The organism is Thermotoga maritima MSB8 (assembly GCF_000008545.1).
GTDB classification, from domain to species: Bacteria; Thermotogota; Thermotogae; order Thermotogales; family Thermotogaceae; genus Thermotoga; species Thermotoga maritima.
Window position 1 is genome coordinate 380379 of sequence record NC_000853.1, and the last position, 22231, is coordinate 402609.

Annotated in this window: 20 protein-coding genes, 1 pseudogene and 1 CRISPR repeat array; of the genes and pseudogenes, 15 read left to right on the forward strand and 6 right to left on the reverse strand. The window is 46.0% G+C overall.

The window, feature by feature from the left end:
- From TM_RS01850 to TM_RS01875, 6 genes are all read left to right on the forward strand, one after another.
- The gene (locus tag TM_RS01850; protein WP_004083167.1) at positions 1-1650 is read left to right on the forward strand and encodes an Rqc2 family fibronectin-binding protein; all 1650 of its coding nucleotides are present in this window, start codon (positions 1-3) and stop codon (positions 1648-1650) included.
- Positions 1647-2972, forward strand: a complete 1326-nt coding sequence (mgt, locus tag TM_RS01855) for a 4-alpha-glucanotransferase (protein WP_004083169.1) — start codon at positions 1647-1649, stop codon at positions 2970-2972. The genes TM_RS01850 and mgt overlap by 4 nt, the downstream gene beginning before the upstream one ends.
- Entirely contained in the window at positions 2972-4327 is a 1356-nt protein-coding gene (locus TM_RS01860; RefSeq protein WP_004083171.1) for an aminopeptidase, read from the forward strand. The genes mgt and TM_RS01860 overlap by 1 nt, the downstream gene beginning before the upstream one ends.
- A gap of 9 nt (positions 4328-4336) precedes the next feature.
- Positions 4337-4978, forward strand: a complete 642-nt coding sequence (gene nth / locus TM_RS01865) for an endonuclease III (RefSeq protein ID WP_004083173.1) — start codon at positions 4337-4339, stop codon at positions 4976-4978.
- Positions 4950-5627 (forward strand): TIGR00266 family protein, encoded by a 678-nt coding sequence (locus tag TM_RS01870; RefSeq protein WP_004083177.1) that lies wholly within the window; start codon positions 4950-4952, stop codon positions 5625-5627. Before nth ends, TM_RS01870 begins: the two co-directional genes overlap by 29 nt.
- A gap of 119 nt (positions 5628-5746) precedes the next feature.
- Positions 5747-6856, forward strand: coding sequence for an MFS transporter (locus TM_RS01875; RefSeq protein WP_004083179.1), 1110 nt, complete (start codon positions 5747-5749; stop codon positions 6854-6856).
- A gap of 9 nt (positions 6857-6865) precedes the next feature.
- Here the strand turns inward: TM_RS01875 and TM_RS01880 are convergent, their stop codons facing one another.
- Positions 6866-7309 carry a transcriptional regulator gene (locus TM_RS01880; RefSeq protein WP_004083181.1) on the reverse strand — a complete coding sequence of 148 codons (444 nt, stop codon included), beginning with the start codon at positions 7307-7309 and terminating at the stop codon, positions 6866-6868.
- Complete coding sequence (locus tag TM_RS01885; protein ID WP_004083183.1) at positions 7306-8034, reverse strand: KaiC domain-containing protein; 729 nt, start codon at positions 8032-8034, stop codon at positions 7306-7308. The genes TM_RS01880 and TM_RS01885 overlap by 4 nt, the downstream gene beginning before the upstream one ends.
- A gap of 171 nt (positions 8035-8205) precedes the next feature.
- Between TM_RS01885 and argR the strand changes: the two genes are divergently transcribed.
- Complete coding sequence (gene argR / locus TM_RS01890) at positions 8206-8664, forward strand: arginine repressor (protein WP_004083185.1); 459 nt, start codon at positions 8206-8208, stop codon at positions 8662-8664.
- On the opposite strand, the gene TM_RS01895 is transcribed toward argR, so the two are convergent.
- Positions 8654-11656 (reverse strand): efflux RND transporter permease subunit, encoded by a 3003-nt coding sequence (locus TM_RS01895; protein WP_004083186.1) that lies wholly within the window; start codon positions 11654-11656, stop codon positions 8654-8656. The genes argR and TM_RS01895 overlap by 11 nt on opposite strands.
- 233 nt (positions 11657-11889) lie before the next feature.
- On the opposite strand from TM_RS01895, the gene dnaK reads away from it, so the two are divergent.
- Together dnaK and TM_RS01905 are read left to right on the forward strand one after the other, a co-directional pair.
- Positions 11890-13680: a molecular chaperone DnaK gene (gene dnaK / locus TM_RS01900; RefSeq protein ID WP_004083187.1), complete on the forward strand. Its 1791-nt coding sequence runs from the start codon at positions 11890-11892 to the stop codon at positions 13678-13680.
- A gap of 16 nt (positions 13681-13696) precedes the next feature.
- Positions 13697-14140, forward strand: a complete 444-nt coding sequence (locus TM_RS01905; RefSeq protein WP_004083188.1) for an Hsp20/alpha crystallin family protein — start codon at positions 13697-13699, stop codon at positions 14138-14140.
- 30 nt (positions 14141-14170) lie between these two features.
- On the opposite strand, the gene TM_RS01910 is transcribed toward TM_RS01905, so the two are convergent.
- Both TM_RS01910 and TM_RS01915 read right to left on the reverse strand, forming a co-directional pair.
- The gene (locus TM_RS01910; RefSeq protein WP_010865105.1) at positions 14171-14803 is read right to left on the reverse strand and encodes a phosphate propanoyltransferase; all 633 of its coding nucleotides are present in this window, start codon (positions 14801-14803) and stop codon (positions 14171-14173) included.
- 34 nt (positions 14804-14837) lie between these two features.
- The gene (locus tag TM_RS01915) at positions 14838-15563 is read right to left on the reverse strand and encodes a sulfite exporter TauE/SafE family protein (protein ID WP_004083192.1); all 726 of its coding nucleotides are present in this window, start codon (positions 15561-15563) and stop codon (positions 14838-14840) included.
- A 626-nt stretch (positions 15564-16189) separates the two neighbouring features.
- Positions 16190-16755: a CRISPR direct-repeat array (repeat unit 30 nt; unit sequence GTTTCAATAATTCCTTAGAGGTATGGAAAC).
- Between the two features lie 109 nt (positions 16756-16864).
- On the opposite strand from TM_RS01915, the pseudogene TM_RS01920 reads away from it, so the two are divergent.
- The 5 genes and pseudogenes from TM_RS01920 to lpdA all read left to right on the forward strand — a co-directional run bounded on the left by TM_RS01920 (position 16865) and on the right by lpdA (position 21022).
- A pseudogene (locus TM_RS01920) lies at positions 16865-17829 on the forward strand (NAD(P)H-dependent glycerol-3-phosphate dehydrogenase).
- 107 nt (positions 17830-17936) lie between these two features.
- Positions 17937-19268 (forward strand): FAD-dependent oxidoreductase, encoded by a 1332-nt coding sequence (locus TM_RS01925; RefSeq protein ID WP_004083195.1) that lies wholly within the window; start codon positions 17937-17939, stop codon positions 19266-19268.
- 24 nt (positions 19269-19292) lie between these two features.
- Entirely contained in the window at positions 19293-19502 is a 210-nt protein-coding gene (locus TM_RS09770; protein ID WP_341871633.1) for a carboxymuconolactone decarboxylase family protein, read from the forward strand.
- The gene (locus TM_RS09775; RefSeq protein ID WP_341871634.1) at positions 19499-19627 is read left to right on the forward strand and encodes a carboxymuconolactone decarboxylase family protein; all 129 of its coding nucleotides are present in this window, start codon (positions 19499-19501) and stop codon (positions 19625-19627) included. The genes TM_RS09770 and TM_RS09775 overlap by 4 nt, the downstream gene beginning before the upstream one ends.
- A gap of 45 nt (positions 19628-19672) precedes the next feature.
- Positions 19673-21022 carry a dihydrolipoyl dehydrogenase gene (gene lpdA, locus TM_RS01935; RefSeq protein WP_004083198.1) on the forward strand — a complete coding sequence of 450 codons (1350 nt, stop codon included), beginning with the start codon at positions 19673-19675 and terminating at the stop codon, positions 21020-21022.
- Here the strand turns inward: lpdA and TM_RS01940 are convergent.
- On the reverse strand, positions 20999-21661 hold the full coding sequence (locus TM_RS01940; protein ID WP_004083200.1) for an endonuclease III domain-containing protein: 663 nt from the start codon (positions 21659-21661) through the stop codon (positions 20999-21001). The genes lpdA and TM_RS01940 overlap by 24 nt on opposite strands.
- A gap of 28 nt (positions 21662-21689) precedes the next feature.
- On the opposite strand from TM_RS01940, the gene TM_RS01945 reads away from it, so the two are divergent.
- Positions 21690-22190, forward strand: coding sequence for a nitroreductase family protein (locus tag TM_RS01945; RefSeq protein ID WP_004083201.1), 501 nt, complete (start codon positions 21690-21692; stop codon positions 22188-22190).
- Positions 22191-22231: the final 41 nt, after the last annotated feature.

Genomic DNA, 22231 nt, shown 5'->3' on the forward strand with positions numbered 1-22231 from the left:
ATGCCCTTCGATGGGTTGCTTTTGCACAAAGCAGTCCGAGAGTTAAAGGAACTCGAAGGAGAACACTTGAGGCAGATTTATCAACCAACGACGGTTGATTATTATTTTCTTTTCAGAAGTGCGACCGTTCGGGTGTGTTTGAGACCCGATGTTTCCCATGTAGCGATCGCTGAAAAAGAAGAGGCATCGGAGAAGATGCCCTCTTCGTTCACGATGCTTCTGAGAAAGGAACTGAAAGGTGCGAAACTTCTAAAGGTAGAACAAATTGGGATGGACAGAACACTGCGGTTTTCCTTCGAGAAATTCGATGAGATAGAGGGAATCGTTCAAAAAGATCTCTACATCGAAATAATGGGGATCCACTCGAACATGATACTGGTCAGAGATAGGAGGATCATTGACGCACACAGACGCATTGTAACGAAAAAGAGAGAAATCCTCCCCGGCAGGGAGTTCGTGATTTTTCCCTCCGGAAAGGTTTCCATTTTTGAATTGAGAGAGCTTCCACCAGAGAGTGAAAAAACGATCCGAAACGTTCTCCTTTCACTTCTCGAAGGCTTCTCTCCCGTCTCCGTGGAAGAGCTGATCCACAGAACCGGCTACGAACTGGATACTCCGTGGAAGGCTGTGGATCAAAGGAAGATACTCGAAGTTCTTGAGGAGATAAAAAAGGAGCTGGAACTCCCGGGGGTGTTTGTCTACTACGAAGCTTCACACCCTGTGGAAGTTTCTGCTTTTAGGTTTACTATGCTGAGCCTCAAAGAAAGGTACTTTGAAAAACCCTCCGAGGGTATCAACGAATTTGTGAGATGGAAAGAAGAAAAATCCACCTTTGAAAACACCAAAAATCGTTTTATCAAAGTGGTTGTGAATAGAATTGAAGATCTGGAGGATCTTGAAGAAAAACTTTCGAGGGAACTTTCCGAAGCAGAGAAAGCCGAAAGATACAAAAAACTCGGCGATCTCATCGTTCAGAACCTCTGGAGTATAAAGGGAAAATCCGGAGAGGTCGAACTCACGGACTGGGAGACAAACGAAAAGATCGTTGTGGATGTGGGAAAAGATCCTGCCCAGACGGCTCAGAAGTTCTACAATACCTACAAAAAACTGCAGAGAAAGAAAGAACAGGTAGAAAAACGGCTCGAAGAGATACAGCGGGAAAAAGAGTATCTCTATCAGCTGTGGCAGACGATCGAAGACGCGGAAGATCTGGAAACACTCGAAGAGATAGAAGAAGAAATGAGAGAATTTGGACTCCTGAAAGAGAGGAAAACGAAAAAACAAAAATCAAAGAAAACCCGTTTCAGAGAGGTGTACTACGGCGGGTTCAAAATTCTCATAGGAAGAAACAACAAACAGAACGATGAACTCGTGAGAACTTCCTCGAAGGAGGACCTGTGGTTCCACGCTCACGAGATGCCGGGAGCCCACGTTGTGGTGAAGACAGAAGGAAAGAAGGTGCCTCAGGAAGTCGTGGAATATGCGGCGAGTCTCGCGGCCGGTTACTCGAAGGGAAAAAACTCCGGAAAAGTGCCGGTCGATTACACATTCATAAAATATGTAAGAAAACCTAAGGGTTTCAAACCCGGTATGGTGATATACAAGAACTACAAAACCATTCTTGTTGAGCCAAGGAGGATAGAGGGATGATAGGCTATCAGATCTACGTGAGATCTTTCAGGGATGGAAACCTCGACGGTGTGGGAGATTTCAGGGGATTGAAAAACGCTGTTTCCTACCTGAAAGAACTGGGGATTGACTTTGTCTGGCTCATGCCTGTTTTTTCCTCCATATCTTTTCACGGGTACGACGTGGTGGATTTTTATTCTTTCAAAGCTGAGTACGGTAGTGAGAGAGAGTTCAAAGAGATGATCGAGGCATTCCACGACAGCGGAATAAAAGTCGTTCTTGACCTTCCCATCCATCACACAGGCTTTCTCCACACGTGGTTCCAGAAGGCGCTGAAAGGAGATCCACACTACAGAGATTACTACGTATGGGCAAACAAAGAGACGGATCTGGACGAAAGAAGAGAGTGGGATGGAGAAAAGATCTGGCATCCCCTGGAAGATGGGAGGTTCTACAGAGGGCTCTTTGGACCTTTCTCACCCGACTTGAACTACGACAACCCGCAGGTATTCGATGAAATGAAAAGACTGGTTCTCCACCTTCTCGATATGGGAGTGGATGGTTTCAGGTTCGATGCAGCAAAGCACATGAGAGATACGATCGAACAGAATGTTCGCTTCTGGAAGTACTTTCTTTCCGATTTGAAGGGCATCTTCCTCGCAGAGATATGGGCAGAGGCCAGAATGGTGGATGAACACGGCAGAATATTTGGCTACATGCTCAACTTTGACACATCCCACTGTATAAAGGAAGCTGTATGGAAAGAGAACACAAGAGTTCTGATAGAGTCGATCGAAAGGGCCGTTATCGGCAAAGACTACCTCCCGGTGAATTTTACTTCGAATCACGACATGTCGAGGCTTGCAAGCTTTGAAGGAGGCTTCAGCAAAGAAAAGATCAAACTTTCGATTTCCATTCTTTTCACTCTCCCGGGAGTTCCTCTCGTGTTCTATGGGGATGAGCTTGGAATGAAGGGAGTTTACCAGAAACCGAACACAGAAGTCGTCCTGGATCCGTTCCCGTGGAACGAGAGTATGTGCGTTGAGGGACAGACCTTCTGGAAGTGGCCCGCGTACAACGGGCCTTTCTCTGGTATCTCCGTAGAATACCAGAAGAGAGATCCCGATTCGATTCTTTCACACACTCTGGGATGGACGAGATTCAGAAAGGAAAACCAGTGGATCGATCGGGCAAAGCTCGAATTTTTGTGTAAAGAGGACAAGTTTCTTGTGTACAGACTCTACGATGATCAGCATTCTTTGAAGGTGTTTCACAATCTTTCAGGGGAAGAGGTTGTCTTTGAGGGAGTTAAAATGAAGCCTTACAAAACGGAGGTGGTTTGATGAAAATGGAAAGGAAAAACGTCTGGCACCACAGGAAGAAGGAGGAAATAGAAGCCTTTTCGAAAGAGTACATGGAATTCATGAGCAAAGCAAAAACCGAAAGGATGACGGTGAAAGAGATCAAGAGAATCCTCGACGAATCGGGATTCGTTCCTCTTGAAGACTTCGCGGGGGATCCCATGAACATGACAGTTTACGCTGTGAACCGGGGAAAAGCCATCGCCGCCTTTCGTGTGGTGGATGACCTCAAAAGAGGTCTGAACCTTGTGGTTGCGCACATAGATTCTCCAAGGCTGGATTTCAAACCCAATCCGTTGATAGAAGATGAGCAGATAGCCCTGTTCAAAACACACTACTACGGAGGAATAAAAAAGTATCACTGGCTGAGCATTCCTCTTGAAATACACGGTGTTCTTTTCAAAAACGATGGAACGGAGATAGAGATTCACATAGGGGATAAACCGGAGGATCCCGTCTTCACGATTCCAGATCTTCTTCCGCATCTTGACAAGGAAGACGCGAAGATCTCTGAGAAGTTCAAGGGAGAAAACCTCATGCTCATAGCCGGAACGATTCCTCTCAGTGGAGAAGAAAAAGAAGCGGTGAAGACGAACGTTCTTAAGATTTTGAACGAGATGTACGGTATCACCGAAGAAGACTTCGTGAGCGGTGAGATAGAAGTGGTTCCTGCTTTCTCACCGAGAGAGGTAGGAATGGACAGAAGTCTCATAGGAGCGTATGGACAGGACGACAGGATATGTGCCTACACAGCTCTTCGGGCTCTTCTGTCTGCAAATCCCGAAAAATCGATAGGTGTGATCTTCTTCGACAAGGAAGAGATAGGAAGCGATGGAAACACGGGAGCAAAAGCTAGATTCTACTTGAAAGCCCTCAGACAAATTCTGAAAATGCAAGGTGCGAAAGATTCGGAGTTCGTGCTCGATGAAGTGCTTGAGAATACCTCCGTGATCTCTGGAGATGTGTGCGCTGCCGTGAATCCTCCTTACAAAGATGTCCACGACCTTCACAACGCTCCGAAACTGGGATACGGAGTTGCTCTTGTGAAGTACACGGGTGCAAGGGGAAAATACTCCACGAACGACGCGCACGCTGAATTCGTGGCTCGTGTGAGAAAAGTGCTGAACGAACAGGGAGTCATCTGGCAGGTGGCCACCCTCGGGAAGGTGGACCAGGGCGGAGGAGGAACAATTGCCAAGTTCTTTGCTGAGAGAGGATCCGATGTGATCGACATGGGACCCGCTCTTCTGGGGATGCACTCTCCTTTTGAGATCTCCTCGAAGGCGGACCTCTTCGAAACCTACGTTGCTTACAGGAGTCTCATGGAAAAACTGTGAGGTGGTACTTTGATAGAAGAGCTGGCAAGAGAAATCGTGAAGCGATTTCCAAGGAACCACAAAGAAACGGATCCATTCAGAGTTCTCATCTCCACTGTCCTGAGCCAGAGAACGCGCGACGAGAACACAGAGAAAGCGTCGAAGAAGCTCTTCGAAGTTTACAGAACACCGCAGGAACTCGCAAAGGCGAAACCAGAGGATCTCTACGATTTGATCAAAGAATCCGGGATGTACAGGCAAAAAGCCGAGAGGATTGTGGAGATATCCAGGATCCTCGTGGAAAAGTACGGCGGAAGAGTTCCCGATTCGCTGGAAGAACTGCTCAAACTTCCCGGTGTGGGAAGAAAAACAGCGAACATAGTGCTGTGGGTGGGTTTCAAGAAACCTGCCCTCGCGGTTGATACGCATGTTCACAGAATCAGCAACAGACTGGGTTGGGTGAAGACAAGAACACCGGAAGAAACAGAAGAAGCCCTCAAGAAATTGCTCCCGGAAGATCTCTGGGGGCCGATCAACGGTTCTATGGTCGAATTCGGAAGAAGAATCTGCAAACCGCAGAATCCTCTGTGTGAAGAGTGCTTTCTGAAGAATCACTGTGAGTTTTACAGAAGGAGGGGGAAGGGTGAAGTACGAAATCGTACTGAAAGGTAGCTACGCTCTTTTGAAGGTGTTTCTTTCGACCGGAGAGAGTGTTGTGGTAGAACCGGGTGCGATGGTCTACATGAAAGGACCCATCGAAGTTAAAACCTCAGCAACGGGAGGTGTCTGGAAAGCCCTCAAAAGAGCTATTTTGGGCGGGGAGAACTTTTTCATGAACACGTACATATCTCGCGGAGAAAGTGAAATCGGTCTGGCTCCTCAGCTTCCGGGAGATATAGACGTGATACCTCTGAAAGACATCCTCTACGTTCAATCGACTTCTTTCCTGGCATGTGATCCTTCGGTGGAAATGGACGTTTCATTCGGTGGTTTGAAATCATTCTTCTCTGGTGAAGGAATATTTCTCTTGAAATTCATTGGTCACGGTGATGTGGCCGTTTCCTCTTTTGGAGGAATAAAGTCTGTAGAACTCCAGCCGGGAGAGGAGTTCACCGTTGATACGGGACATGTTGTGGCGTTCGATGGAACGGTGAAATGGAACGTCAGAACATTTGGTGGACTGAAATCCACACTCTTTGGTGGGGAAGGCCTGGTGTGTACTTTCACAGGCCCGGGAAGGGTCTACATCCAGACGAGAAATTATCCCGCTTTTGTCGAGTGGATAAAGTCTCTTGTTCCTAGGCAGACGGGTAGCAGATGATTTGATAGGTACATGATAAGTTGTTGGATTTTTTGTTTGCTATTCTTTTGATGTTTGATGTTTTTCGTCATTGTGATAAAATAATTCACATACCGAACTAATTGCTGGAGGGTTGAAGGATGCTCTTTCTCACCAACGTTCTTCGCTCTATGGGCACCATGAGTTTCAATCTTCTGATACAGCTTCGCATGAAAGAAATAGGAGCAACTCTCTTTCTGATAGGGCTCCTTTCCAGTTTACAAGGGGCAATGAACACCTTTTCTAACGTTTTCTGGGGAAGAATTTCGGACAAAATCGGGAAAAGAAAGGTATTCATCATATTGAGCCTCGTTCTAGCATCTGCTTTTTATCCTCTGTACGCGGTCATAGACGTTCCTTCTGCCATTCTGATCGTTTCCATGATCATAGCGTTCTTCAACGGAATGTATCCTCCCGCTGCCATGGCGCTCAGCAGCACTGCGAAGAAAATGTCGCTTGGATTTTCACTTTACAACTCCTCGAATTCACTTGGGATGCTTCTGAGCAGGATTTCCATAGGTTTTCTGCTGATGTTCATGGACCTGAAACTCGCTTTTGTTTTCTTTTCGATAGTCGTGGCAGTATCCGTGATTCCTGCTCTCGGGTTGAAAGAAGAGAAGATCCAAAAGAAGAAAGAGGAAGACTTTCATTTTGGAAGGAAGGTAATGGAGCATGGAATCTGGGCACTGTACCTGGGGAGTCTCTTGAGGCAGATGGGAACTTCCGGTTCCATGTCACTGATCGCTGTCTATCTAAACGAAAGATTTCATTATAGTGCTTCGACGATAGGCTTTATCACGGCTGTGAATCCACTAGTTCAAATACCATCCCATTTTTTGTTCGGGAAGATGGTAGAAAAGGTCGATCCGAAATTCATAAGTGTTCTGGGCATTTTCATGTCTTCACTGGTTCCCTTTCTCATGATGATACCTGAGAACTGGGCACCAGTGCTGGCTTATGCCTTTTTGGGAGCGAGTTTTGGAGCTTTCATCAACGGATCGAACAATTTTCTTGGAAGAAGATTCCACTACCTTCAGAGGGGAAGAGCACTTGGTCTTTTGAGCTCTGCCAGATTTCTTGGAGCAACCATCGGACCTTTCCTGGCGGGATTGCTCGCAGAAAAGTCTTACTCTCTTATGTTTTCGACACTGGGTCTTGCTGTGCTTTCAGGAGGAATAGTGGTTCTTCTGTTCACAAAAGGCGGGGATTGATTCCCCGCCTCACAGTTTCTGAATCACACTTTCAAGTTTCTGTTTGATCTCCTCGAGTTCTTTTTTGACTTCCTGGAGCTTTTCGTCACTACCAGTAGTAGTAGTGACTACCTTGATACCCTCACCTATCAATCCTTCCACACTCAACTTTCCTTCCTTCAGAAGTTCATAAGTTTCGTTCACCAGCTTTCCGGCTTTGGTTTCTCCCTTGACGTGTTCTCTGATTGTTGCTTCTGTCCTTCCAAGTTCCTCTGCTATTTCGGAAGCTGTCATTCCTGCCTTTGCCCTTGCAAGGGCACCGGCTGCCACCGCCAGGCTGTCAACCCAGGTGAGCCTCTCAGCAGAATTTCTGATCTCCTCGAGCACTTCCTTTCTGAAAAGTGTACCAACGAGCAAAGCGGTCTCGAGCTGGTGAATCTCCTCTTTGGTCACGGGATTGAAGTTGAGTTTCATCTTCCTTCACCCCCCTCCGAAGGATATATGACGATTCCTTTATCGGTTATTTCGAACGGATGCCTCCTCATCGAGTGGGATGTTCCTCTCATCTTCCAGACGATCAGGCTTCTTTTGAGTTCTCCATCGATTTCGTCAAGGTCCAGCCTGATGATACCGTCCACTCCGTGTTCGACACCAGGACCTCCGAATCCCTTCTCAGTGACTGACACCTGACTCACAAAGAGCGATGTACATCCAAGGCCTGAGAGTATTCTCTTGAGCTGGAAGATAATACTTCTTGCCATTGCAGGTTTCGTGATATAGAGAGTGGTTACAGAATCGATCACAACTCTTTTTGCCTGTGTTTCTCTCACCGCTCTCTTCAGCACTTCGGCGAGTTCTCTGACATCGTCTATGTCTCTTACGACGTATTTTTCTTTCTCGGCATATTCACCGATTCCACCTGTGAACGCGTCCACTATGGCAAACTTTCCTTCCTTCTCAAAAGGATCAACGTTCCAGCCGAAAACTTCCATGTTTTTCTTCACCTGAACAGGATGTTCCTCGAGTGCAACATAGATGCCGGGTTCTCCCATCTGAAGACCGTTCCATATGAACTGCTGGGAGAAGATTGTCTTTCCGGTACCGGGTCCTCCAGAGATGAGCACGATGTTTCTCTCAGGAATTCCGCCGTGAAGAATTTCATCCATCCCCGGGATTCCCGTCTTGACCCTCTTGATCATCTTTCCACCCCCCATAATTATCTTAGCAATCATTTTTTTCTTTTGATAAACCAATACGTTACTTTTTTGATAACAACATCATAAAAATTGAATTTTCCGTTCATATTTTTCATATTTATGCTATATATATAGTTGTATGCTTTCAAAAATGTTCTTCGGAGGTGTTTTCAATTGAAAATTTCAAAGAAGAGAAGACAGGAACTGATAAGGAAGATTATACACGAGAAAAAAATAAGTAATCAATTCCAGATCGTTGAAGAACTGAAAAAATATGGAATAAAAGCAGTTCAACCAACCGTTGCTCGAGATCTGAAAGAGATAGGTGCCGTGAAGATCATGGACGAGAGCGGAAACTACGTGTACAAACTTCTCGATGAGACCCCTGTGATCGATCCGTGGAAGGAACTGAAAAGAAACTTCAAATCTTTCGTTGAGAGTATAGACAGGGCAGGGAATCTCATCGTCATAAAGACGATACCAGGTACCGCAAGCGGTATCGCTCGGGTTATAGACAGACTCGACATAGACGAAATCGTAGGTACTCTCGCTGGAGACGATACCATATTCGTCGCGGTGCGCGATCCAGAAAGCTGTGAGAAGATAGTTGAGAAGCTCTCATCTATACTCTGACTTTTCTTCTGATCGCGGCGTAGATCACAGGGATCACAAACAAAGTGAACAGCATGGATATCAACATTCCAAAGATCACCACCCAGGATATCGGAGACTCTATTTCCGATCCTTCTGCGTGGCTCAGTGCAGTTGGTAGAAGCGCAACGATCGTGGTGAAGGTGGTCATCAGGATGGGTCTTAACCTGCTCTGAGCACCTTCAAGTGTGGCCTCTAAGAGGCCTTTTTCCTGTCTTATCTGTTCTATTCTTGTCAGCATCACGATGGCGTTGTTCACAACCGTTCCCGAAAGGGTAAGAAGCCCAACAAGAACGGGTACATTCAGTGAGTATCCGTTCACGAAAACCGCGAAGGCAACCCCAACGACAGCAAAGGGTATGGTGAAGAATATGACAAAAGGTAGCACAAAAGACTCGAACTGCGCAGCGAGAATCATGTATACGAGTGCGATCGCTATGTAGACAACATACTGAAGCTCCGAAAACGCTTCGTCCATGAAACTTTTCTGTCCGGTGATTTCCACTTTTACACCAGAAAGATCAATTTCATTTAAGAGCTTTTCTACTTTCTTTGCAACTTCACCGATCGAACCTTCTACACTCACCAGATCCACGTAAACAACACGTTCTCCATCGGAGTGCTCCACTATAGAAGGAAGTGTTTCCCTTGAGATGTTTGAAACAACACCAAGAGGGACATCTCCTTTGAGACCAGTAAGCGAAATCTTCGATAAGTCTTCGGGGGATAGAAATTTTGCCTTTTTCAAAACGATGGGAAGTGTTCCTTCTTCCGTTCTCAGTGTTCCGATTTTCTTTCCGAGAAGGTAAGTCTGGAGATCCAGAAAGACCTGCCCTGCCACCACTCCGTTCATGAGGGCTTTGTTCCGGTCTATTTTCACATGAAGGACTTCCTTTTCAAAGGAATTTCTTATCTGAATCTTTTTGACTTCCTGCAGTTTCCTTAAGCGCTCGAAGATTTCTTTCGCTTTTTCCTGTATCAGGGAAAGGTCATCTCCTCTAACTTCGATCGTCACAGGATAGCCCAGAATTTCGTATATCTGCTGTGATTGCTCAAGAACTTCTATTTTCGCTTCTGGAATGTTCAGCTGGGAGATGGCATTCTTCAGTTTCTCTCTGTTTTTCGCGAATTCCCTCCTGCTTCCTCCGAGGTTCACCATTATTCTTGCTTCGTTCTGTCCCCTTCCCATTATCTGCGAGTAAACGTTCGTTATTCCAACTTCCGCGTAGAAGGAAGAGATTTTGTACTCGTTTCTGTGTTCGTTCAGGTAATCTTCTATTTGCTTCACAGCTTCGGCGGTTTTCTCATAGGACGACTGAGAGGGAAGTTTCACATCTATCACCATGAGATTCGTCTGGAAAGACGGGAGAAAACCCAGAGGTTTCGAAAGAAGGTAAATCACGGAGATTGCAACCAGAGCAAAAGAAATCACCAGGACCAGTTTCTTTCTCTTCAAACACCATTCCAATGCCTTCCGATAATGTTTTTGCAGTGCTTCGGTGAGTTTTCCTCTTCTTGGCTTTATCCACCTTGTACCCGCTGGAACGACGACTGTAGATACGAACAGCGAAGAAGAAAGTGCGAAGACGAACGCAATGGCGAAATACTTGAACAGTCTCACCACAAAGCCTGTGAAGAACACTATGGGAAGAAAAACAGAAACGGTTGTGAGTGTGGAAGCAAGAATCGCCAGCCACACCTCTCCCGCACCTTTTCTCGCGGCGTCCGGTATTGGATCACCGAGGGAGCGATGACGGTATATGTTTTCAAATACGACTATGGAATTGTCCACCAGCATTCCCAGTGCCATGATGAGACCACCCAGCGTGAGCGTGTCGAGGTTCAAGCCGAAGGCGTAAAGAAGAACAAAGGTGATCGTGAGGGACAGCGGAATGGAAAACGAAGTGACGATGGTTGACGTGAAATCCTTCAAAAAGATCAAAACCACCACGAAAGCCGCGATGAAGCCGTAGAGAAGATTCTTGAGAAGATTGTCGATCGCTCTTTCAGTGTAATAAGCCTGGTTCATGGCCTCTATGTAATTTATTTTGGAATCTCTCAGTATCCTCTTTATTTCACGGACAGTTTTGACGGTGTTCGCACCGCTTCTTTTGTAGATAGCGATGAGAGAAGCCTTCTTTCCGTTGACCCTGACTTCTCCCTGAACGCTTTCGTTCGTTATATTAACCTCGGCTATGTTTCTCAATCTCACGGGAACGAGTATGTTCGGTACCTTACCCTGCAGAAGGGACTGGTACTTCACTCCCCTGAAACCAACGATGGTGTTTTTGAGATCTTCTATGTTCTCAAACCGGCCGTCAACGGAAACGGGGTAAATGTTTCCTTCAGAATCGCTCACATAGCCGAACGGGTAAACGAGATTTCCAGAAAGGATGGTCTCTATCAACGAAGGATCAACATCGAACCGTTTTATTTTCTCCTGATCAAGTATAACCTCGACGATTTTTTCTGGTTTTCCCATCACTTCTACACTGGCGACTTCCGGCAGTCTTTTGATTTTCGACACGACATCTTCGTAGTCATCTTCCGTTGAGAAAGCATACACGGGAAGTAAGGAAGGATCGAACTCTACGACCACAGGATTCGCACCCTCTGGCAGGTCGCGAGTGGCAAGATCTACGTACCTTGAGAGTCTTCCAACAGCTTCGGAGGTTTTCACATTCCAGTCGAACTCGACGAGGATGAAAGAAACGGAATCCATCGACATGGAGGTGAACCTTCTAACACCCGGAGTTGAGGAAATGTACCCTTCAAGAGGTTTGGTTACGAGTTCTTCGACTTCTTCCGTGCCCGCTCCCATGTACGTGGTTATAACAACAGCGTAAGGGTACTCTATCTGAGGAAGAAGATCCAGCTTGAGATGCTGAAACGAAATGAAACCAAGGAAGACAACAGCCATCAACAACATGAAGATAGCTATGGGTCTTTTTGAAGAGATTTCCGCGATCTTCACTTCGATCCCTCCCCGACAGAACAAATTATAGCTCACTTTTGATCTGAATTGTTATTATCATTCAAACATTTCATTTGCTATACGATATTGTTTCTAAAAAATTATATATTCGATTTCCCTCATATTTAGGTGCATGTATGTTTTTACAAATTCTCATACGACCCCTTGACATCCCATTCTGTGCCTCACTATAATTTTTCATGGATGAGAAAAGGTTCTAAGGAGGTGACACAATGGCAGAAAAGAAAGAATTCGTTGTGGGAATAGACCTTGGAACGACAAATTCTGTTATAGCTTGGATGAAACCGGACGGTACAGTTGAAGTGATACCGAACGCTGAAGGAAGCAGGGTCACACCATCCGTGGTTGCGTTCACAAAGAGTGGAGAGATACTCGTAGGAGAACCCGCCAAGAGACAGATGATACTCAATCCTGAACGAACGATAAAATCCATAAAGAGAAAAATGGGAACTGATTACAAAGTGAGAATAGACGATAAAGAATACACTCCTCAGGAGATCAGCGCGTTCATTCTCAAGAAGCTGAAGAACGACGCGGAAGCGTACCTCGGTGGTGAAATAAAGAAAGCCGTCATCACCTGTCCCGCTTACTTCAACGATGCCCAGAGACAGGCAACGAAAGAGGCTGGAATCATAGCAGGTCTTGAGGTCTTGAGGATCATCAACGAACCAACCGCAGCGGCCCTCGCTTACGGACTCGATAAAGCTGGAAAAGAAGAGAAAGTGCTGGTTTACGACCTCGGTGGTGGAACGTTTGATGTCTCCATACTCGAGATAGGAGAAGGTGTGATCGAGGTCATCGCGACAGCTGGTAACAACCACCTCGGTGGAGACGACTTCGATCAGAGGCTCATTGACTGGATGGCAGAGGAATTCAAGAAACAGCACGGAATAGATCTCAGAGAAGACAGACAGGCGCTTCAGAGATTGAGAGACGCTGCCGAAAAAGCCAAGATAGAGCTTTCAACGAAGATGGAAACCGATGTGAGTTTGCCGTTCATCGCTGTCTCTCCGAGCGGACAGCCTCTGCACCTTGAAATGAGAATCACCAGAAGTCTCTTCGAATCGCTCACAAGAGATCTCGTTGAAATGACAAGAGGCCCAATCGAACAGGCACTGAACGATGCAAAGCTCTCACCACAGGATATCGACGAAATCATACTCGTCGGCGGTATGACCAGAGTTCCAATGGTGCAGAGGTTCATAAAGGAGTTCTTCGGAAAAGAACCCAACAAGAGCGTCAACCCGGACGAAGCAGTTGCTATCGGAGCAGCGATTCAGGCGGCGATACTCGCAGGCACCGAAGGAGCAAAGGGAAGAGATATCGTTCTCGTCGATGTAACACCACTAACACTCGGAATAGAAGTCAAAGGCGGACTCTTCGAACCGATAATCCCAAGAAATACCAAGATACCCGTGAGGAAGAGCAAGATCTTCACAACGGTTGAAGACGGTCAGACCGAAGTAGAAATCAGAGTCTATCAGGGTGAAAGGCCGATTGCGAGGGAAAACATCTTCCTTGGAAGCTTCAAACTCGTTGGAATTCCACCGGCACCGAGGGGTGTTCCTCAGATAGAGGTCACGTTCGACATAGACAGCGACGGAATAGTCCACGTTTCCGCAAAAGATCTCGGTTCTGGAAAAGAACAGTCCATGGTAGTCACAGGAAGACACAAGCTCTCCGAAGACGAAATAAAGAGAATGATAGAAGATGCGAAAAGATACGAAGAACAGGACAAACGTCTCAAAGAAGAAATCGAACTCAAGAACAGAGCAGACGATCTCGCATACAGCGTAGAAAAGACTCTGAAAGAACACGGAGATAAGATACCAGCGGATCTCAAGTCCAGACTTGAAGACATGATCAGAGAACTCAGAGACGCGATAAACAGAAACGACATACCAAAAGTGAAGATGCTCTTCGATGATCTTCAGAAGGAAAGCATGAAGATAGGAGAATACCTATACAAATCTGCAACTGGTGGAGAAACATCAAATCAGTAAAAGGGGGGGTGACACTATGCTTCTTGGAAGAAGAGAAGACATCTTCAGGCCGTTCAGGGAACTCCAGAGGGAGATCGACAGGCTCTTCGATGACTTCTTCAGGACGGAGGTCAGACCCGCTAAGGAGTTCTTTGCACCAGACATGGATGTGTACGAAACAGACGATGAAGTAGTGATAGAAGTAGAAATCCCAGGCATAGACAGAAAAGACGTCAAAATAACGGTTGAAGAGAACATTTTGAAGATCTCTGGTGAAAAGAAACTCGAAAGAGAACAGAAAGGTAAAAACTATTACTACGTTGAGAGAAGCGCTGGAAAATTCGAAAGGGCAATCAGACTCCCAGACTACGTTGACGTAGAAAAGATCAAAGCAGAGTACAAGAACGGTGTTCTCACGATAAGGGTACCAAAGAAAGAAGAAAGGAAGAAGAAAGTGATCGAGGTGGAGGTTCAGGAGTAAGGGGAGCGTGCGCTCCCCTTTTTTATTTTTCTAGAACTCCACGATGTAGACGAGATCTCCTGTGTTGAGCATGGCGGCGTTTGCTTCGTCCGTGTCCACATGAAATTCCAGGGCGAAATCTTCCCTCACCCTTATGAGAACATCGTCGAATATCAACCTTCTGTCTCCGCTTTCAACGATCACCTTCACTATGTCCTTGTCTTTCACACCGTAGTATTCTGCGTCTTTTGGGTGCATGTGTATGTGTCTTTTCGCTATGATGACTCCCTTTTCCTTCACCAGGATCCCGTTTGGACCTATTATGACGATTCCCGGGGTTCCCTCGAGGTCCCCCGAGTCTCTTACAGGGGGTCTTACACCGAGCCTGAATGCATCCGTTCTGGAGATCTCCACCTGGGTCTCTTTCCTGACGGGTCCAAGCACACGGACGTTTTCAATGGCACCTTTTGGACCAACTATGGTGACGGTTTCCTTCGCAGCGTACTGACCGGGCTGTCTGAGTTCTTTCACCGGTGTGAGTTCGTAACCTTCCCCAAAGAGTGTCTCTAGGTCTTCTCTGGAAAGATGGACGTGCCTGTTGCTCACTCCGACGATTATCCCGGGTTCTTTCCTGAGCAATTGGTACACCTCCCTAACTTTATGCATTATTCCATCTGTTATCATCTCACTTTTCTATTTCTTTCTGGTTGAAAGTTAATTAAAAAACGTATCTTATTCCAACCACGATTACTGCTGTAAAGACGATCCATCTCACCCAATTTGCACCTTTTTTGATGGAGAAAGTGGCAGCGAGCCACGCACCAGTCATATTCCCAAGAGCGAGAATGAAACCGTAGAGGAAGTTCACCTTTCCGTTCAGAATGAAGATCACAAGTGAGATTATATTGTAAGAAGCCACGATGAAAACTTTTACAGCGTTTGTTTTGACCAGTTCGTATCCAAGAAGAAGAGCGATCGCAGGCATGAGAAGAAAACCGACCCCCGCTTGAATGAACCCACCGTAGATACCGATCAGAAAAAAGACGATGTATATGAGAACCCAGTTTCTTTTGACGAATCTATCCTCAAGCCAGATTCTGGGTTTCCAGACAAGAGAAACGGCCATAACGAGGAAGATAACACCGACGATTTTCTGAAGCATCTCTTTCTCTATCTGAACCGCTATGGAGCTTCCCAGAATTGCTCCCACTATGGCCGGCAAGGCAACAAGAATCGCTTCTTTTATTTTCAAAACCTTCTTGGCTTTGAACCTTTCAATTGCCACAAGATTTTGAAGTATTATGGCGATCCTGTTCGTTCCGTTTGCAACATCTATTCCGAGTCCCAGAGCAGTTAAGATAGGAAGTGTGATCATTGATCCACCACCTGCGAGAACGTTCAAAAAACCTGCGAGGATACCCCCAAGGAACACAAGAACGATCACCTCAGAACACCTCCAAAAAAGTTTTGAAAAATTTTACCACTCTGTTCTTTGCTTTGATGTTAGGATAAAATATGTTTACTTTAACATGTTATGTTTTATGCATACAAACCAAAATAGTTCCGATTGTTCACAAAGTAGGTGATGTGTGTACATGGCACTGGAAGATCGATACAGAGTATGCAATTACCGGTAACGAAAAATTTCATGCGGGTTTGTGGTAACGGAAGCTATGCGTTAAAAAGGGAATAATGGATGATATGAAGAGACAATATGAAGAGAATTTGCGGTAATCTATGACGTGTAAGTGATTTGAATTCGAGAAGTTAATAGTTAACTTCTAACACACTGAGGAATACCTTCTTTCATCTATTTGTGAAACATGGAACTAATCGATTTTTACCAGAAACACCCCAAAATGCCCTGAACTAGGTTGATATAATTTATCTTCTGTTTTTTGCTTGTGTTCTTTTCTTGTTTGACTATGCAATTATTCCATTTTTCCAAACAGTACTTGAAGGTGCTCTCTTGTGTGTTAGAATGGTTTATGGAAAGGGAGGATATGGAAGTTCAAAAAACATCTTGCTTTCAGATTGTGTTTGTGGTATAATTTCTCTTGAACTCAACGGGTTTCAATAATTCCTTAGAGGTATGGAAACGAAGGTTTGATGTAGAAGGTGGTGTGTACTGGAGAAGTTTCAATAATTCCTTAGAGGTATGGAAACCCAGAGAAGGAGGAGTGTTTTGGGATTTTGCATGTGTTTCAATAATTCCTTAGAGGTATGGAAACTGATCCAGACGGCATTCGTCCTGTACTGAGCTGGAAGGTTTCAATAATTCCTTAGAGGTATGGAAACTCAACCTCAAGCACCATTTGCCCGTAGCGCGTTGACAGTTTCAATAATTCCTTAGAGGTATGGAAACACTAGTATGAGCTACTACAATCCAACCACTGCACCTAGTTTCAATAGTTCCTTAGAGGTATGGAAACACGTGAGCGCGTTTCTTTGCCATTTTCAGTATCGTATTTGTTTCAATAGTTCCTTAGAGGTATGGAAACACCTGTGCTAAATTCTCATCCCAGTATCGGATCTCGGTTTCAATAGTTCCTTAGAGGTATGGAAACTCTAAACCAGTGATACGACTCAAAAGCAATAACCTCATTGTTTCAACACTTCCTTATAGGTACAGAAACATCCAATTCCGTGAGATATGAGAGAACCATTTCACGAAGCAGGGGAAAACCCTGCTTTTTGTTTTTTGTTAAAATTCTTGGGGAATTCTGTTTTTGAGGAGGAATGGAGATGAGATTTTTTGTTCTCGGTGCAGGGAGCTGGGGGACAGTTTTTGCACAGATGCTGCATGAAAACGGAGAAGAAGTGATTCTCTGGGCAAGAAGGAAAGAGATCGTCGATCTCATAAATGTTTCACACACGAGCCCTTATGTGGAGGAATCGAAGATCACCGTAAGAGCCACAAACGATCTTGAAGAAATCAAAAAAGAAGACATTCTCGTTATAGCGATTCCCGTTCAATACATAAGAGAACATCTTCTGAGACTACCTGTGAAGCCTTCCATGGTGCTGAATCTTTCAAAGGGAATAGAGATCAAAACAGGTAAAAGAGTGTCTGAGATCGTTGAAGAGATACTGGGTTGTCCTTACGCTGTCCTCTCCGGTCCTTCACATGCCGAAGAGGTCGCAAAAAAACTCCCAACTGCCGTCACACTCGCTGGAGAAAATTCGAAAGAACTTCAAAAGAGGATCTCCACCGAGTACTTCAGGGTGTACACCTGCGAAGATGTGGTGGGTGTGGAAATCGCTGGAGCATTGAAAAATGTCATCGTATCGCCGCGGGGATCCTGGATGGATTCGGTGGTTGGGACAACGCAAAAGCAGCACTCGAAACTCGCGGTATATACGAAATAGCAAGATTTGGAATGTTTTTTGGAGCGGATCAGAAGACCTTCATGGGTCTTGCAGGAATAGGCGATCTCATGGTCACTTGCAACAGTCGTTACAGCAGAAATAGACGCTTCGGAGAATTGATAGCGCGGGGATTCAACCCGCTGAAACTCCTTGAAAGCTCAAACCAGGTTGTAGAAGGTGCCTTCACTGTGAAAGCTGTGATGAAGATAGCCAAAGAAAACAAAATAGATATGCCCATCTCCGAAGAGGTTTACCGAGTCGTTTACGAAGGGAAACCACCTCTTCAGTCGATGAGAGATCTCATGAGAAGAAGCCTGAAAGACGAATTCTGGGCGAGCTGATTATTAGACACCGTAATTTCTCTACCTTTGCAGTTGAAATTTAATCCGAAAAGTAGTAGAATTGTGAATGGAAGATCGTGAAAAATTTCTCTTTTGGAGGGGAAAACATGAGGTACGATGTTGTAGTTGTTGGAGGTGGACCAGCCGGTCTTGTGGCGGCATTCACCACAAAAAGATTCTTTGGAGACAAAAAAATTCTCGTTGTCAAGAAGACCGAGAAAGAAATGGTACCCTGTGGAATACCGTACATCTTTCACACTCTCGGCAGTGTGGAAAACGACTACATGGGAATTGAAGACCGCTTCAAAGGTGCAGGCATAGATCTTCTGATAGACGAAGTTGTCGATGGAAACCCAGATGAAAAGAAGCTTTTCACGAAGAGCGGAAAAGAGATTTCTTACGACAAGCTCATCATCGCAACTGGATCTTCACCGAACATACCAAAGATCCCTGGTGTGGATCTAAAAGGTGTGTTCACCGTTCCAAAAGAGGCTGACTATCTCAAACTACTGCACGAGAAAGTGAAGGATGCCAACGATGTGGTCATCATCGGGGGCGGTTTCATAGGTGTTGAAGTGGCTGACGAGATCAAAAAGTCCGGGAAGAACGTCACCCTCGTGGAAATAATGGACAGCCTCCTTCCCGTGTCGTTCGACCCGGATTTTGGAGAACTCGCGAGAAAGGAACTCGAATCGGACAACGTCAAAGTCCTCACAGGAAGAAAAGTAACAGAGATCCTCGGAACGGAAAAAGTGGAGGGAGTAAAGCTGGACAGCGGAGAAACGATCCCGGCCGATGTGGTCGTGCTCGCAACGGGTTACAAACCGAATTCTGAACTCGCCAGAAAACTCGGACTCAAGGTGACAGAACTCGGCTTCATAGAAACGGATGAGTACATGAGAACTTCAAAACCTGATATCTTCGCTGCAGGCGACTGCGTACAGCACAAAGACTTCCTCACTGGAAAGCCTTCCAGACTTATGCTTGCCTCCGCTGCTGTTTTTGATGCCAGAATTGCAGCGTCCAACCTGTACGGTCTGAAGGTGATCAGAACGAACAAGGGTTCTCTGAACGCGTACTCGACCGTCATAGGAAGCAAGGCCTTCGGCTCTGTGGGAATAACGGAGAGAATAGCGAAGGAAGAAGGATTCGAAGTTGTCGTTGGAAAGGCAGAGGCACCAGACAGACATCCTGGAAAGTTCGAAGATACCTCAAAACTCGTGGTGAAACTCATCTTCTCGGAAGACAGCAAGATCCTGCTCGGTGCGCAGGTGTGTGGTGGAAAGAGCGTCGGTGAGATAGTGAACCTAATAAGCCTCGGCATACAGAAAGGCATCACAGCCAACGATCTGTTCACCATGCAGATCGGGACCCATCCACTTCTCACATCCGCTCCAACGGTGTATCCACTGGCGAAAGCGGCTGAAATGGTATTATAAATTTCTCATATGGAGGTGTTGCTCATGGCAGCGAAAGAAAAACTGGAACAGATTCAGAAGCAGCTTCAGGAAATCATCGGAAAGGCACCTGAGATCGGAAAGTTCGCAGAATACGTTCACGCGGCTGAAAGCCCGAAAGCACTCGACACAAAAACGAAGGAACTCATATCTCTTGGAATAGCTGTGGCAGTGAGATGTGAACCGTGTATCGTCTGGCATGCGGGACCGCTGTGAGAGCAGGAGCAACAGAAGAAGAAATCCTCGACACAATCAAAGTGGCAGTCTGTATGGGCGGTGGCCCAGCACTCATGTACGGTTTGAAGGCATACGAAATCGCCCTCGAATTCCTCGGAAAATAACATCACCCCTCCCTTCGGGAGGGGTTTTCTCAGGAGGGGACGAACATGTACGATGCTGTGATCATAGGAGGAGGACCCGGAGGTTACGTCTGCGCTATAAAACTCGCACAGCTTGGAAAGAAGGTCGCACTTGTCGAAAAAGATGCCCTCGGGGGAACCTGTACCAACAGGGGATGCATTCCAACGAAGGCGATGCTCACAGTCTCCCATCTCATGGATGAAATGAAAGAGAAAGCTTCAAAGTACGGCTTGAAAGTCTCAGGAGTCGAATACGACGTCGCCGCCATAATGAAACACGTTCAAAAGAGTGTGATGATGTCAAGAAAGGGAATAGAGTACCTGCTGAAAAAGAATGGGGTTGAAGTCTTCAAAGGAACGGCCGTCGTGGAAAACAAGAACACGGTTGTTGTCCAGGAAACGGGAGAGAAACTGGAAGCAAAGAATCTTGTTCTCGCACACGGATCCGTTCCCTCCGTGTTTTCTCCCTTCGATATCGACGGAGTCTGGACGAGTGATGACGTGTTCAATTTGAAAGAATTTCCAAAGTCGCTTGTGATAGTGGGCGGTGGTGTCATCGGAGTTGAATTCGCGACGTTTTTCGGTTCTTTCGGTGTGGATGTGACGATCGTTGAGATCGCAGAACACATCCTCCCCTATGAAGACTCAGATGTGGCAGAAGAAGTGAAAAAGGCCCTCAAAAGGAAGGGTGTTAAGATCCTGGAAAAAACAAAAATTTCCTCCCTGAGCAAAGTCGATGACGGCTTTGAAGTCGCACTCGAAAATGGAGAAACCCTTAAGGCAGAAAAGGTCCTGCTCGCCGCAGGAAGAAAGCCCAACATACCGGAGGACGTGAAAGCTCTCGGAGTGAAGATAGAAAAAGGAGTCGTCACTGATAGCAGGATGAGAACGAACGTGGAAAACGTTTACGCGATAGGAGATATCAGAAGTGGAATCATGCTCGCTCATGTGGCCATGTACGAGGGAATAGTCGCTGCAAAGAACATCGCGGGAGAAGAGGAAGAAATGGATTACTCGGCCGTTCCGAGTATCATCTTCTCCTCTCCGGAAGTGGCATCTGTCGGTGTGAGAGAAAAAGACGTGAACCCCGAAGAAGTTGTGATCTCCAAGTTCCCAGTCTCCGCAAACGGAAGGGCAAGAACGATGCTTGAAAACATAGGGTTTGCCAAGGTCATAGCGGACAAGAAAGACGGAACGGTTCTCGGCATGAGCATCGTTTCACCATCGGCTACCGATATGATCATGGAAGGTGTCATAGCCGTGAAGTTCAGGATGAAAGCGGAAGATCTGGAGAAAGCCATTCACCCGCATCCGACTTTGACAGAAACCATACTCGGGGCTCTTGAAGGGGTCTCAGGAAAACCCATTCATCTGTGATACATGGCAGCACTCTTTCTTTAAAGGGCAGACACCGCACTTCGGAGTTTTGCTGCAAAATTTTTTCGCGTGTTCCACTATAAGCCCGTGAAACTCCTGGTAAAGACGAACATCTTCTGGATAGTGAGTCATGAAAAGCTTTTGCACTTCGTCGTAGTCGTTCAGCTCGATGTTGAAGATTCTCTTCAAAAGTCTTCTTGTGTAGCTGTCAACAACGAAAACCGGTTTTTCCAGGGCGTAGAGCAGAATGGCATCGGCGGTTTCTTTGCCGATGCCTTTTATTTTGAGGAGTCTTTCTCGTAAAATATGTGTTGGAAGATCTCTCAGACGAGATAGATTGTAGTTGTATTCTTTGAGAAATTTCAACAGTTCCTTGAGGCGCTTTGTTTTGATGTTGAAGAACCCCGCTGGTCTTATGAGCTCTGCTACTTTCTCCTCGGGAAGAGAATCCAGTTCTTTCAGCAGGTTGTTTCCTTTGACTTCGTTTTTGATGTTTTCCATGGCACGTTCAACGTTCTTCCAGTTCGTGTTCTGGGTGAGAACTGCTGTTATTACGATTTCCTCAGGTGTTCCGGGCCACCATTTCCCAACCGATCCGTGTATTTCCAGTAACTTTCTGTAGAGTTCTGTCAGTCTCATACTTAAAATTATACGGGGGGTGAACCAGATGAGCATCATCTACAGGAGAAGGAGTATCAGAAAGTATCAGAAAAAGGATGTTCCGGACGAGCTGGTGAAAGAGATCATCCGTGCCGCCATGCACGCTCCTTCCGCGTGCAATCAACAACCGTGGCATTTCGTTGTTATCAGAAACGAAGAAACAAAAAAGAAAATCGCGGAGATCCACCCTCATGCACAAATGTCTGCAGAGGCGCCCGTTGTAATCCTTGTCTGTGGAGATCCCACACTTGAAAAGTGCAAAGGCTACTGGATCCAAGACTGTTCCGCCGCTGTGGAGAACCTTCTTCTGAGAGCGACAGAACTCGGTCTTGGAGCAGTGTGGTGTGGAGTTTACCCAAGAGAGGAAAGAGTGAAAGCCTTCAGAGAGCTTCTTGGAATACCCGAACATGTCGTTCCTTTTGCCCTCGTTCCGGTGGGATACCCCGCAGAACATCCCGTCCAGGTGGACAGGTTCAAGCCCGAAAGGATCCATTATGAAAAATGGTGAAAAACATTAACAAACAGATCCATCTTTTTAGAATCTCCACC

Excerpts from the sequence above, each read along its gene's own strand:
- dnaK (WP_004083187.1), top strand. The coding sequence starts at position 11,890 with ATGGCAGAAAAGAAAGAATTCGTTGTGGGAATAGACCTTGGAACGACA.
- TM_RS01945 (WP_004083201.1), top strand. The coding sequence starts at position 21,690 with ATGAGCATCATCTACAGGAGAAGGAGTATCAGAAAGTATCAGAAAAAG.
- TM_RS01860 (WP_004083171.1), top strand. The coding sequence starts at position 2,972 with ATGAAAATGGAAAGGAAAAACGTCTGGCACCACAGGAAGAAGGAGGAA.
- TM_RS01880 (WP_004083181.1), bottom strand. The coding sequence starts at position 7,309 with ATGAAACTCAACTTCAATCCCGTGACCAAAGAGGAGATTCACCAGCTC.
- lpdA (WP_004083198.1), top strand. The coding sequence starts at position 19,673 with ATGTACGATGCTGTGATCATAGGAGGAGGACCCGGAGGTTACGTCTGC.
- TM_RS09770 (WP_341871633.1), top strand. The coding sequence starts at position 19,293 with ATGGCAGCGAAAGAAAAACTGGAACAGATTCAGAAGCAGCTTCAGGAA.
- mgt (WP_004083169.1), top strand. The coding sequence starts at position 1,647 with ATGATAGGCTATCAGATCTACGTGAGATCTTTCAGGGATGGAAACCTC.
- TM_RS01940 (WP_004083200.1), bottom strand. The coding sequence starts at position 21,661 with ATGAGACTGACAGAACTCTACAGAAAGTTACTGGAAATACACGGATCG.
- TM_RS01910 (WP_010865105.1), bottom strand. The coding sequence starts at position 14,803 with ATGATAACAGATGGAATAATGCATAAAGTTAGGGAGGTGTACCAATTG.
- TM_RS01850 (WP_004083167.1), top strand. The coding sequence starts at position 1 with ATGCCCTTCGATGGGTTGCTTTTGCACAAAGCAGTCCGAGAGTTAAAG.
- TM_RS01905 (WP_004083188.1), top strand. The coding sequence starts at position 13,697 with ATGCTTCTTGGAAGAAGAGAAGACATCTTCAGGCCGTTCAGGGAACTC.
- TM_RS01875 (WP_004083179.1), top strand. The coding sequence starts at position 5,747 with ATGCTCTTTCTCACCAACGTTCTTCGCTCTATGGGCACCATGAGTTTC.
- TM_RS01925 (WP_004083195.1), top strand. The coding sequence starts at position 17,937 with ATGAGGTACGATGTTGTAGTTGTTGGAGGTGGACCAGCCGGTCTTGTG.
- TM_RS01885 (WP_004083183.1), bottom strand. The coding sequence starts at position 8,034 with ATGATCAAGAGGGTCAAGACGGGAATCCCGGGGATGGATGAAATTCTT.